The following is a 12,320-nucleotide window of genomic DNA, read 5'->3' on the forward strand; positions in this document are numbered from 1 at the left end:
CCCCATCAGCGTGTCGGGCCGCGCGCCGAAGGCTTCGCCGATGCGCCGCAATTCCACGAAGCCGCGGGTGATCAGCGCTGCCGATGCGCTGGCGCCAAGCCCGCGCCATGGGTTGCGCCGGCGGCGATGGCCAGAACGTTTTTCAGCGCGCCGCCAATCTCAACACCCGTCAAATCGTCGGTTGAATAGCAGCGCAGGCGCGGAGCGGAGAGCTGTTCGGCGAGCGTCATCGCAAGACCGGCATTTTTTGCCGCCACTGTCACGGCGGTCGGCAGGCCGCGCGCCAGATCGCTGGCGAAGCTCGGCCCGGACAGCGCGGCCACAGGGTTTTCAGGCAGCATCTCGGAGGCGATTTCGGACATGAGCCTGCCCGTCTCGCGTTCGATGCCCTTGGCGCATAGCACGATGGGGACCCCCTTCGGCACATGCGGGCCGGCATCGGCAAGAACCGCTCGCAGGGTCTGCGCTGGCGTCACGGCAAGAATGCAATCGGCATTCTTGAGTGCATTCTCCATGCTGTTCGTTGCAGCAAGCTGCTGATCAAGCATCAAGCCGGGCAGGTAGCGTTCGTTGATGTGATCGGCATTGATCGCCAGTGCCAGCGCTTCGTCGCGCGCCCAAAGTTTGGCGCGATGCCCGCTCGTGAGCATGGTCGCGCCCAGCGCCGTTCCCCACGCACCCGCACCCAGAACAGCGATGGTCCATGGTGTTCTCATGCCTTGGCTCCCCGTTTGCCTGCGCCGAAGAGTGGAGCCGACGCCTGATCCAGCGGCCAGCGCGGACGCGGGGCAAAGCCGAGCGTATCGTCCTCTTCAAGGCCTGCTTCCAACCGTTCCAGACCGGCCCAGGCGATCATCGCGGCATTGTCACCGCACAGGCGCAGGGGCGGGGCGATAAGCCGGAACCCGGCATTGCCGCAGAGCGTGTCGAGTGCCGCGCGGATTGCCTGATTGGCCGCCACACCGCCCGCCACCACAAGGGCCGGAGTTTTGAGATCGGGGTGCGTTTCTCGGAAGCGGGCGAGACTTCGAGCAACCCGGTCGGTCAGTGTTTCGGTCACCGCCTGCTGGAATGACGCACAAATGTCGGCGATGTCTTTTTCAATGAGCGGTGCAAGCACGGTGGCCTCACGCCGCACTGCCGTCTTGAGGCCGGAGAAGGAAAAGTCCGGCCGAGCCTCACCCTTGAGCGGACGCGGAAAGGCAAAGCGTTTCGCATCGCCGCCTGCGGCAGCCTTTTCCACGCTGGGGCCGCCGGGATAGGGCAGGCCGAGAAGCTTAGCTGTCTTGTCGAATGCTTCGCCCAGTGCATCGTCTATGGTGGAGGCCCAGCGCTGGTAGCGCCCGACACCTTCCACATACACGATCTGCGTGTGCCCGCCGGAAACGAGCAAAAGCAGATAGGGAAAATCGATCCCGTCCGTCAGCCGTGCCGTCAGCGCATGGCCTTCCAGATGGTTGACGGGAATGAGCGGCTTGCCGCTCGCCGCCGCGATCGCCTTGGCGGTGGTCAGCCCCACGATCAGCCCGCCGATCAGGCCGGGACCTGCCGTGGCGGCGATGGCGTCGATGTCTTGTAGCGGGAGGCCCGCTTCATCGAGTGCGGCTTTCACCACTCCGTCCAGCGCTTCCACATGGGCGCGGGCTGCGATCTCCGGCACCACGCCGCCAAAGGCGGCATGGTCGGCGATCTGGCTCAAAACCACATTGGACAGGATTTTGGTGTCGTTGCCCGATTTTTCGATCACGGCCGCTGCCGTCTCGTCGCAACTCGTCTCGATGCCAAGGATGCGCGTCATTCAGACTTACCCGCTCATGTTGCCGTCGCAGCCAATCCCCGTTAGGGGTGTGGTGCATCCGGTTCGGATGCGGGTTAGCACGGACGTGACGGCATGCAAACTGATGTGGTGAAGATCGGCACGCGCGGAAGCGCGCTTGCAGTGGCTCAGGCGGCAGAGGTGCGCGCGCGCCTCATGGCGGCACACGGCCTGCCAGAAGAGGCGTTCGAGATCGTCGTCATCTCCACCTCGGGCGACCGCATTCAGGACCGCCCGCTCTCGCAGGCCGGCGGCAAGGGGCTTTTCACCAAGGAAATCGAGGAAGCCATGCTCGATGGCCGCATCGACCTGGCCGTGCATTCCTCCAAGGACATGCCCACCGTCCTGCCCGACGGGCTCGAAATTTCCGCGTTTCTTGAGCGTGAGGATGTGCGCGACGTTTTCATCGGTCGCTCAATCGCAAAGCTCGAGGATCTGCCGCAGGGCGCCAAGCTCGGCACCTCTTCGCTGCGCCGTCAGGCGCTGGTTCTTCGTCTTCGCCCGGATCTCGACGTCGGCATGTTCCGTGGCAATGTGCAGACGCGCCTGCGCAAGCTGGAGGAAGGCGTCGCCGAGGGCACGCTTCTGGCGCTTGCCGGGCTCAACCGGCTCGGCATGCCGCATATAGCGACCGAGGTCATGGACCCCGAACGCTTCCCCCCAGCGCTGGGTCAGGGCGCGATCTGCATCGAAAGCCGCATCGGTGATGCACGCATCGGCCGATGATCGCCGCGATCCATCATGCCGAAACGGGCAATGCGCTGCTTTGCGAACGCGCTTTTCTCGGTGCGCTCGATGGATCGTGTCGCACGCCCATCGCGGGCCTTGCCCGCATAGACGGCGACACGCTGCGCTTCTCCGGCCTGATCCTCACGCCAGATGGCCGCGAAACCCATGGGATCGCCACCGAAGGCGCGGTTGTGGATGCCGTGCGCCTGGGCGCGGAGGCAGGCGCGGAAATCCGTGAGAAGGCCGGAACGCGGTTCTTCGACAGCTGGCAGTAAGATGCGGCGGGTGCTGGTCACGCGCCCGGAGCCGGGCGCTTCGGAAACGGCAGCCAGGCTTGTTGAGATGGGGTTCGAGCCACTCGTCCTGCCGCTCACGGAGACCGTGCCGCTTCACCCCGCCCTTTCCACCGGGAGTGTGGATGCTGTGGCTGTCACCAGCCCCAACGCCATCCGCCATGCACCGCAATCCATCTTCGACGCTTTGAGAGGTAAACCCGTCTTTGCTGTGGGTCGCCGCACGGGTGACGCAGCGCGTGCTGCCGGGCTCAATGTGGTCGATGACGAGGCGGGCGATGCGGAGCGGCTGGCAACGCGCATCGACGCCGCTTTCACTGCTCCCGCCCATGCAACGGTGCTTTGCGGGCGGGTGCGCCGTGACGTGCTCGAAACGCGGCTTCTTGAGGCCGGACACAGGCCTCGTCTTATCGAGATCTACGACACTCTGCCGTTGACGCCGACCGACGATGAAGTGCAGGCGTGTCTTGGCGATCATCCTGTCGATCATGTGCTTGTCTATTCGGCCAATGGTGCAGTACGGCTTTCCAGTCTCCTGGAACGTCCTGTTCTTCAGCACCGCCTCCACGGTGCGTGCTTCTACTGCCTTTCTTCGCGGATCGCCGGGGCTTTGAGGGTGGAAGCAGGGCTGGAGGTGGCTGTCGCCGACTTCCCGTCGGAAGACAGTCTCCTGGCCCTACTGCCGGCTCTCAGGGGGTAGAATTTTCTGGCGACTGTCAGGTTGACCGTGCGCCGGTCGCCATAGAAGCAGTCGCCTTGTGCAAGGCAGCTCGACACATAGGTCTTGTCGAACAGATTGCGCGCGGCCAGCGCCACATCCCAGTCTTAGGTTTCATACCCGATCATGGCGTCTGCCAGCAAAAACGGATCGGTGCTCAGACCGTCTGCGCCATCCCAGGTCTCGCCGATGTAGCGCAGGCCGAAGCCCGCCTTGAAGTCCTCCCAGTTTCCCATTGGCCGGTAGCTTGCCCATGCCAAGGCCATGTGGTCGGGGACCGCTTTTATCACGTTGTGGGGCGTCACTTTTAGACGTGTGTTGTGCGGGAAGCACAGCATTTTGTTGAGAGGCCGCGTGGGGTACCCTAAAGACGCGCTCTCTTTTGTCGCTGCCCCTGTTTTCACCACATCCGGGTGTGATAGGAACTTATATGCACTGCACATAGTGCAGGAACCGCCTTTTGCAGTGGAGTTGCCTGATGGTCAAAACGCCGAGAACGCGTCATTCCAAATCCCAGAAGGAGCCGGTGACGATCGATCTGGATCCCGATCAGGTGAAGCGGGAGGCGGTAGACAGGCTGATGCATCTGGCGAGAGAGGCAGACAGACGGCCAGGCCGGAAGCGCAAAAGCCTGCAGAAGCAAAACCGGAGACGGCGAAGGCTGAAGCGGCTGCAAAGTCCACCGGTTCGGACGCGTCCAAAGGCGAGACGGCCACAACCGGGTCCAGGGCTAAACCCGCATCGAAGGATGCCGGCTTCGGGCGTGACGCGAAGACCGGCGATGCCGGTGCGCGCAACGACGATTCTGCCACGAAATCCGACAAGCCTGCAGCTTCCGCCCCTGCGCCGGCCAAAAGCGGCGGCGGGGCCGGTCGGGCGCTTGCCGGCGGTGTTGTCGGTGGTGTCGTGGCGCTTGCGCTTGCCGGCGGGTTGCAGTGGGCGGGTATTCTGCCAGCTCCGGAGAGAGGGAACGATGCAGTCGACCCGGAAGTCGAGACATTGCGCCAACAGGTAAGCGCGCTTGAGAGCAGGTTGAACGAACAGCCTGCCGCCGGCGGCGATAGTGACGCACTTGCAGCCGCATTGAGCGAGGCCCGGGAGCGCGCCGGCGCGACCGAGCAGCGCCTTGCCGAACTGGGCAACGAGATTACGGCGCTGCGTGAATCGATCTCGTCAGGCGAAGCCGGCGAAGGTCCGGGGCTCGAAGCGCTCTCCCAGAGGCTCGCGGCGCTTGAAGAGCAGACACAGAGCCCTTCTTCTGATGGTGATGCCGGTGCGGCGCTGGAGGGCGTGACCTCGCGGCTTTCCGCCATGGAGACGAGCGTTCAGGGCGCATCCGAAGCGGCCCGCGCGGCAAGTCAGTCGGCGTCCGACAATGCAACGGTCCTTTCCACGCTCAAACGCGAACTCGATGCATTGAAAGCGCAGGTCGCCGAAGAGGGCGATGCGCCGCGCATGGCGCTTGTCATTGCCGCGACGACGCTCAAATCGGCTGTCGAGCGTGGCACGCCCTATGCCAGCGAACTCGAGACCTACACCACGATTGCCCCGGAGAGCGAGGCTGAGGCGCTCGCGCCGCTTGAGGCAAATGCGGCAGCCGGTGTGCCGAGCCGCGCCACGCTTGCTGCCGAGGCGCCCGAAGTGGCGAGCCGCATCGTCGCCGCAGTCACGCGCCAGACCGGTGAAGGCGAGGGTGGCATCATCGACAGCTTGATGGCGAGTGCCCGTTCGCTCGTGGTGGTGCGGCCCGTGGGGAGCGTCGAGGGCGACGGGCCGGATGCGATTGCCGCTCGAATGGAAGCAGCCGTTGTCGCAAACGATTATGAAAAGGCACTTGCCGAATACGAGACGCTGCCGGAAGCTGGTAAAGAGCTGCCGCCGATTTTGCCGAGAGGCTTCGCGCCCGCCAGGCCGCCGACCAGATATTGAACAGAGCGCTCGCTGATGCGCTGAAGGGGGCATAAGCGCAGATGTTCCGAATTCTTTTCTACCTTGTTGTTGTCTTCCTGCTGGGGCTGGGCTTTGCCTGGCTGGCCGAGCGCCCCGGCGATCTTGTCGTCACCTTTGCGGGCTATCGCTACGAGGTTTCCCTCATGGTGGCTGCGGTTGCCATCGTTGCCATCGTCGCGGCGGTGATGATCCTTTGGTGGCTGATCCGCAGCATCTGGACGAGCCCCTACACCGTTGCCCGGTATTTCCGCGTGCGCCGCCGCGATCGCGGCTATCAGGCGCTTTCCACCGGCATGATTGCCGCTGGCGCCGGCGATGGCGGCCTTGCAAGACGCATGAGCCAGCAGGCGGCCAAACTCATCTCTTCAGATCAGGAGCCGCTTATCCACCTGCTCGATGCGCAGGCCGCGCTTCTCGACGGCGACCGGCAGGCAGCCCGTGACAAGTTCACCGCCATGCTCGACGATCCCGAGATGCGCCTGCTGGGGCTGCGCGGGCTCTACCTCGAAGCCGAGCGGCTGGGCGAGCGGGAGGCCGCGCGCCACTATGCCGAGCGTGCGGTGGAGAATGCACCACAGCTCGAATGGGCGGTGAATGCGGCACTTGAAGGCAAGACCGGCGAGGGTGATTGGGACGGAGCGCTGAAGCTGCTCGACAGCCGCAGGGCGACGGGCAAGGATGCGCGCGAGAGCGTTGCCAGCCGTCGTGCCGTACTGCTCACGGCCAAGGCCATGGACGTGCTCGACGCCGATCCGCAGGCTGCCCGCACCACGGCTCTGGAAGCGCACAAGCTGCGGCCGGATTTCGTGCCGGCGGCTGTGACGGCGGCCAGGGCGCTCTTCCGCCAGAACGAGCTGCGCAAGGGGTCCAAGGTCCTTGAAACCGTCTGGAAAAAGGAACCGCATCCCGAGGTCGCCGACGCCTATATCCATGCGCGCCCCGGCGATTCCACACAGGACAGGCTGGCGCGCGCCAAAAAGCTTCAGTCGTTAAAGCGCAACAATGTGGAATCGGCGCTGGTCGTCGGTCGTGCCGCCCTTGATGCCGGCGAATACAGGCTGGCACGCGAATCCTGCGAGGCCGCTGCCCGCCTCGGGCCGCGAGAAAGCGTCTACCTGCTTATGGCCGACATCGAGGAAGCCGAGACGGGGGATCAGGGCCGCGTGCGCCAGTGGCTCGCAAAGGCGCTGCGTGCGCCGCGCGATCCCGCCTGGGTGGCCGACGGCTATGTGGCCGAGCGCTGGGCGCCGGTCTCGCCCGTCACCGGCAAGCTCGATGCCTTCGAGTGGCGCATGCCGATGGAACGGCTGGCGCAGGTGGTGGAAGGCGAGGAGGACTTCTCGCCCGCCCCGGCCATCGCGGCGCCGAAAGAGGAAGAAGAAGCGGATGAACCGGCCAAGGCAGAAGCCGAAACGGTGGTGATCGAGGCGGAGCCCGTTGAGGTTGAGAAGCCGAAGGAAGCGGAGCCGGCTGACGCTGCCGCAGAGGCGGTGGCGAAACCGGAAAAGCCCGAGCCGCCTGCGGAAACCGCACCGGTCAACGGGCAGAAGGCAGCGTCCGCAAAGAAGGATAATCCTGCCAAACCGCCACTGCCCGATGATCCCGGCGTGGACCCGGACGACAAGGACAGCTCGACGCAGAGCCCCTTCCGCCTATTCTAAGTTTGAGACACGGCGATTCGCCCCGGGCCTGCCCGGGCCGCTCCGGGGCGGATCGCTCCCCCAATTGACCCGAACCGCAGGCGCTCATGTTCGACAGTATCCTGTCCTTTCTGAAAGACCTTCCAGGCAACAGCCGGCAAACGGCTCTGAAACCGGAAGATGACCCGCGCGTGGCTGCTGCCGCACTCCTGTTTCACGTGCTGGATGCCGATGGTATCCGCGAGGCATCCGAAGTCGAGAAGCTCAAGGAAACCCTGTCCAGCACCTACAATGTGACGGGTGCGGAACTCGAGAAACTCCTCAGGGCCGGGGAGAAGGCGGAGCAGGAGGCGATCGACCTCTATGCCTTCACCAGCGTTCTGAAACGGCATCTGGACGCGGATGCGCGCAAAGCCTTCATCGGCCTGATGTGGGGCATCGTCTTCGCCGATGGCGAGATGCACGAGCTGGAGGATAACCTTGTCTGGCGGGTGGCCGAGCTTATCGGTGTCGACAACCGGGACAGGGTGATCCTGCGTCAGGAAATGCAAGAGAAGTACGCCAAGAGCTGAGCGCATGGAGATCGACCCGAGCCGCAGGATTTTGATCGTTCTGCATCAGGAAACCTCGAGCGCGGGGCGTGTCGGCCAGGTGTTGCAGGCAAGCGGCTTCTCGCTGGATATCCGCCGCCCGCCGCTGGGCCACGCCTTGCCTGAAACGCTTGAAGGCCACGCGGGCGTGGTGATGTTCGGTGGCCCGATGAGCGCCAACGATCATGATGATTTTGTAAAACGCGAGACCGACTGGCTTTCCGTGCCTTTACGGGAGAACAAGCCCTTTCTCGGTATTTGCCTCGGGGCGCAATTGCTGGTGAAGCATCTGGGCGGCCAGGTGAAAAGCCACGATGATGGACTGGTGGAGATCGGCTGGTATCCGTTGCGCGCCACGGAGGCGGGCCGCAAGCTCATGCATTGGCCCGAAATGGTCTACCAGTTTCACCGTGAAGGCTTTTCCCTGCCGAAGGACGCCACGCTTCTCGCCACCGCCGAACACTATCCCAATCAGGCTTTCCGCTATGGTGAAAATGCCTGGGGGGTGCAGTTTCATGCCGAACTGACCCGCGCCATGATGCAGCGCTGGGTGGTGCGCGGTGCGCATCGTTTCGTCATGCCCGGTGCCCAGCAGGGGCGCGATCATCTGGGCGGGCGACTCATCTGGGACCGGCATCTGAAACAGTGGCTGGTGGAATTTCTGGAACTGATTTTCGGGCGCGAATGCGCCGGAACGCTTCAGACGGGAGACGAAGCGAAGGGGCAGCATCCCGTGGGCCGGCGTATGGTTGGGCGCAGGGGGGTGGCTTAGGCTTAGGAAAGATTGATCGCGGCATTGGCCCCCCTCTGCCCTGTCGGGCATCTCCCCTCAAGGGGGAGATTGGCTGAAGTGCCGAAGGCACCTACCTATCAGCGTTGGAGCGGTTCACCGTTTCACGGAAACGCCACTCCGTTCTATCTATCTGTTTTTTCGTATTTATGCGGACGTCAGTTGATTCCACCTGACTGCAAAAAGCCTTAGTGACTAGCGAAATCAATGACCCGATTGATCTCCCCTTGAGGGGGAGATGTCCGGCAGGACAGAGGGGGGTATTTAGCGTAAACGTTGTCCCGTGCACTCAATGCCGGCGCGAGAGCTCCCGCGTTGCCGCTTCCAGCCCGGCCAGCGTCATCGGATACATGCGGCCCGAGAAAATCTCCTGGAGCATCTGGATAGAGTGGGTGTAACGCCAGTGCTTCTCCGGCACCGGATTGAGCCACGCGGCATTCGGCCATTGCTGGAGAACGCGGTTTAGCCAGACGTGCCCGGCTTCCTCGTTCCAGTGCTCCACCGAGCCGCCGGGATAGGCTATTTCATAGGGGCTCATCGAGGCGTCGCCGACGAAGATGACCTTATAGTCAGGCCCATATTTGTGGAGCACGTCGAAGGTCGGTGTCACTTCGGAATAGCGGCGGCGGTTGTCCTTCCACACACCCTCATAGAGGCAGTTGTGGAAGTAGAAATATTCCATGTGCCTGAACTCGGCGCGGGCTGCTGAAAAGAGCTCCTCGACGATGCGGATGTGATCGTCCATCGACCCGCCCACATCGAAGAACATAAGAAGCTTCACCGCGTTGCGCCGTTCGGGCCGGGTTTTGACATCCAGATAGCCGTGCTCCGCCGTCGCCTGCACTGTGCCGGGAAGATCGAACTCCTCTTCCACGCCCTCGCGCACCCAGCGGCGCAGCCGCTTCAAAGCGACCTTGATGTTGCGCGTGCCGAGTTCCACCGCATCGTCGAAGTTCCTGAACTCGCGTTTGTCCCACACCTTCACCGCGCGGCGGTGACGCGATTCATGTTGCCCGATCCGAACGCCTTCCGGGTTGTAGCCATGGGCCCCAAAGGGGGAGGTGCCGGCGGTGCCGATCCACTTGCTGCCGCCCTGATGACGGCTCTTCTGCTCGGCAATACGCTCCTTCAGCGTCTCCATCAGTTTCTCGAAGCCGCCCATGGCCTCGACCAGCTTCTTCTCTTCTTCGCTGAGGTGCTTTTCGGCCAGTCGGCGCAGCCATTCCTCGGGGATCGCCTGCGGGGCGACACCATCGCCGCCTGACACCGCTTCGACACCCTTGAAGACATGCGAGAACACCTGATCGAAGCGGTCGATATGCCGCTCGTCCTTCACCAGCGCGGCGCGTGCGAGATAGTAGAAGGCCTCGACATCATGGGAGACAAGCTCCTTCTCCATCCCCTCCAGCAGCGAAAGATATTCGCGCAGCGAAACGGGAACGCGCGCGGCTTTCAGCTCGAGGAAGAATGGGATGAACATTTTAACTAAAAACTTTCAGCTGGCGTTTGGCTCATGTTGGAACAAATCCCATACAATAGGAGCCATGGAAACGCATCAACTGCATTCCCTGATACGCTCGGCGGAGTCCTCATCGGTTTCTGGTGGCAGGATGACCGTAGGAACTGGTGCGCCTACTGTGGAATTTCGATGCGGCGCCGTGCCGCCACAGGCAAGCCTTTGCCTCTAACCAAGGCAACACGCGATCATGTTGTCCCTCGTGTCTATGCACCGGGGTTACACACTCTGCCATGCTGTCTTGAATGCAACCGTGCCAAGGGCACACAGTCTGTCGCGGAATTTCTTTCCAGCGAGTATTTCGCGGAGAAAAGGAAGCGGAAGCATCGCCATCAATGGCCCCTCCCTCATCTGTGGTTCGTCGCAGGGCTCTCGTATCTGAAGAAGAGCTATACGTTGAATGGAGAGATGCGGAAGGATCAGCCGAAGAAGACCGCGTGCCGGACCTAGCTCCGCTGGTACTTGATGAACGGCGTCAGTTTAGCGATCCGGTCATAGAGCTTGCGCGCGGTTTCGTTGAAGTCCTGCGTCATCCAGTAGACATTTGCCGCGCCTGCCTCGTCCGCCTTTTCGTAGACCGCCTCGATCAGCGCCCGACCGATGCCCTTTCCGCGCACGGCGGGGTCGGCGTAGAGATCCTGCAGATAGCAGTTGTTGCCCACCGTCCAGCAGGTGCGGTGGAGCATGTAATGGACAAGGCCGACAGGCTTTCCATCCACCTCTGCGATCAGGCCATTGGGTTCGTATTCGCCATCATCGAAGAGCCGCTTCCAAGTGGTCGCATAAACCTCTTCCGGCACGCTCGTCTTGTAGAATGTCAGATAGTCCGTCCAGAGCCGGCGCCATTCGGCGTCGTCGGTTTTTGCGAGCGGGCGGATGGTGATGTCGGTCATGGTGTTCTCCCTCATGTTTCCGGCACTGTCAGGCGGCGGTGGCGTTTCTGACAAGGGCCAGGGCGGCGGAGGCTTTGCGCCTATTGCCGCCGCGCCATGAAGGCGAGTTTCTCGAAGAGGTGAACGTCCTGCTCGTTTTTCAGAAGCGCGCCATGCAGGCGGGGCAGGGCATTCTTCGCTTCGCTACGCAGGTCTTCCGGCGCCACATCGTCGGAGACGAGAAGCCTGATCCAGTCCAGCGCCTCGGAGGTGGAGGGCTTCTTCTTCAGCCCCGGCACGTCTCGGATTTCGTAAAATTGACTGAGGGCGGCAGACACCAGGTTCTTCTTGATGCCGGGGTAGTGAACCTCGACAATGTCGGCCAGCGTCTCGGCATCGGGAAAGCGGATATAGTGGAAGAAGCAGCGGCGCAGAAAGGCGTCGGGCAGTTCCTTTTCATTGTTCGAGGTGATGATGACGATGGGCCGGTGGACCGCCTTAACCGTCTCGCCGGTCTCGTAGACAAAGAACTCCATCTTATCGAGTTCCTGCAACAGGTCGTTGGGAAACTCGATGTCGGCCTTGTCGATCTCGTCGATGAGGAGCACCGTTTTGCGGTCGGCCGCAAAGGCTTCCCACAGTTTGCCGCGCCTGATGTAGTTCTTGATGTCGTTGAAGCGCTCATCGCCGAGCTGGCTATCGCGCAGCCGCGACACGGCGTCATATTCGTAAAGCCCCTGCTGCGCGCGCGTGGTGGATTTGACGTGCCACTCGATCAGATCCAGTCCAAGGGCGGCTGCCACCTGTTTGGCGAGCTCCGTCTTGCCGGTGCCGGGTTCGCCTTTCACCAGAAGCGGACGCTCCAGCGCAATCGCCGCGTTCACGGCCACCATCAGATCCTTCTCGGCGACGTAATCCGCCGTGCCTTCAAAACGCATGCGCATCAGTCCTTGCGGTGTTGTTCCAGCTCAAAAGTCGAGCGCGACCCTATTGGGTGAAATTTGCGCGCGCAAGTGCGCGAATGCCTCTGGCGAAGCAGGGGGCGGAAGACTATATTGCGCATGCGGTCTGCGCTTCCCGACAGGAATCTAATTCCCCGGGGCCTTATCGATCCTTAAGGAGCTGTCCCTGGTCTCGCCCGTGGGCTTGGCTACACGGCGCCCACCTACTTTGTAGTTCCCGGGATCGTGTATTCCATCGGTCGCCGTGGATCGCCACTCTTTCCCTTTGCTCTCTGCGGTTTGCCTGATTATCGTCGCGTGATGTCGAGACACGCCACACACCATTCCGCATGAATACCTCCCGCGATCTGAAAAAAGAACTCCGTGCCGCTGCGCTTGCGCGCCGCGATGCGCTGGATGCCGCGTGGCGCGTGGATGTGGGGCAGCGGCTTGCCACCCATGCGG

At 62.6% G+C, this 12,320-nt stretch carries 10 protein-coding genes, 1 other RNA gene and 2 pseudogenes; 7 read left to right on the top strand and 6 right to left on the bottom strand.

Annotation, left to right across the window (positions count from 1 at the left end; genetic code table 11):
* A pseudogene (locus JCM21793_RS27370) lies at positions 1-716 on the bottom strand (NAD(P)H-dependent glycerol-3-phosphate dehydrogenase); the annotation flags it as partial.
* Entirely contained in the window at positions 713-1,798 is a 1,086-nt protein-coding gene (gene tsaD / locus JCM21793_RS20515; protein WP_025031561.1) for a tRNA (adenosine(37)-N6)-threonylcarbamoyltransferase complex transferase subunit TsaD, read from the bottom strand. The gene tsaD and the pseudogene JCM21793_RS27370, both read right to left, overlap by 4 nt.
* Positions 1,799-1,891: 93 nt before the next feature.
* On the opposite strand from tsaD, the pseudogene hemC reads away from it, so the two are divergent.
* Together hemC and JCM21793_RS20525 are read left to right on the top strand one after the other, a co-directional pair.
* A pseudogene (hemC, locus tag JCM21793_RS27375) lies at positions 1,892-2,820 on the top strand (hydroxymethylbilane synthase).
* A gap of 1 nt (position 2,821) precedes the next feature.
* On the top strand, positions 2,822-3,538 hold the full coding sequence (locus JCM21793_RS20525; protein ID WP_025031562.1) for a uroporphyrinogen-III synthase: 717 nt from the start codon (positions 2,822-2,824) through the stop codon (positions 3,536-3,538).
* A gap of 125 nt (positions 3,539-3,663) precedes the next feature.
* Here the strand turns inward: JCM21793_RS20525 and JCM21793_RS29550 are convergent, their stop codons facing one another.
* Positions 3,664-3,822 (bottom strand): hypothetical protein, encoded by a 159-nt coding sequence (locus JCM21793_RS29550; RefSeq protein WP_162175240.1) that lies wholly within the window; start codon positions 3,820-3,822, stop codon positions 3,664-3,666.
* A gap of 199 nt (positions 3,823-4,021) precedes the next feature.
* Between JCM21793_RS29550 and JCM21793_RS27380 the strand changes: the two genes are divergently transcribed.
* The 4 genes from JCM21793_RS27380 to JCM21793_RS20550 all read left to right on the top strand — a co-directional run bounded on the left by JCM21793_RS27380 (position 4,022) and on the right by JCM21793_RS20550 (position 8,508).
* Positions 4,022-5,485 (top strand): COG4223 family protein, encoded by a 1,464-nt coding sequence (locus JCM21793_RS27380; RefSeq protein WP_244439914.1) that lies wholly within the window; start codon positions 4,022-4,024, stop codon positions 5,483-5,485.
* A 41-nt stretch (positions 5,486-5,526) separates the two neighbouring features.
* Positions 5,527-7,167 (top strand): heme biosynthesis protein HemY, encoded by a 1,641-nt coding sequence (locus JCM21793_RS20540; RefSeq protein WP_025031563.1) that lies wholly within the window; start codon positions 5,527-5,529, stop codon positions 7,165-7,167.
* A gap of 86 nt (positions 7,168-7,253) precedes the next feature.
* Positions 7,254-7,718 (top strand): tellurite resistance TerB family protein, encoded by a 465-nt coding sequence (locus tag JCM21793_RS20545; RefSeq protein WP_007008384.1) that lies wholly within the window; start codon positions 7,254-7,256, stop codon positions 7,716-7,718.
* 4 nt (positions 7,719-7,722) lie between these two features.
* The gene (locus JCM21793_RS20550) at positions 7,723-8,508 is read left to right on the top strand and encodes a glutamine amidotransferase (protein WP_025031564.1); all 786 of its coding nucleotides are present in this window, start codon (positions 7,723-7,725) and stop codon (positions 8,506-8,508) included.
* Between the two features lie 307 nt (positions 8,509-8,815).
* Here JCM21793_RS20550 and JCM21793_RS20555 read toward each other — a convergent pair whose 3' ends face one another.
* The 3 genes from JCM21793_RS20555 to JCM21793_RS20575 form a co-directional block, all read right to left on the bottom strand.
* Entirely contained in the window at positions 8,816-10,006 is a 1,191-nt protein-coding gene (locus tag JCM21793_RS20555; protein WP_025031565.1) for a vWA domain-containing protein, read from the bottom strand.
* A gap of 482 nt (positions 10,007-10,488) precedes the next feature.
* Positions 10,489-10,935: a GNAT family N-acetyltransferase gene (locus JCM21793_RS20565; protein ID WP_025031566.1), complete on the bottom strand. Its 447-nt coding sequence runs from the start codon at positions 10,933-10,935 to the stop codon at positions 10,489-10,491.
* An 80-nt stretch (positions 10,936-11,015) separates the two neighbouring features.
* Positions 11,016-11,852 carry an AAA family ATPase gene (locus JCM21793_RS20575; protein WP_025031567.1) on the bottom strand — a complete coding sequence of 279 codons (837 nt, stop codon included), beginning with the start codon at positions 11,850-11,852 and terminating at the stop codon, positions 11,016-11,018.
* A gap of 124 nt (positions 11,853-11,976) precedes the next feature.
* Here JCM21793_RS20575 and ssrS point away from each other — a divergent pair.
* Positions 11,977-12,131: non-coding RNA, 6S RNA (gene ssrS, locus JCM21793_RS28940), on the top strand.
* Positions 12,132-12,320: the final 189 nt, after the last annotated feature.

It is taken from the genome of Nitratireductor aquibiodomus NL21 = JCM 21793 (assembly GCF_000615975.1).
GTDB lineage: Bacteria > Pseudomonadota > Alphaproteobacteria > Rhizobiales > Rhizobiaceae > Nitratireductor > Nitratireductor aquibiodomus.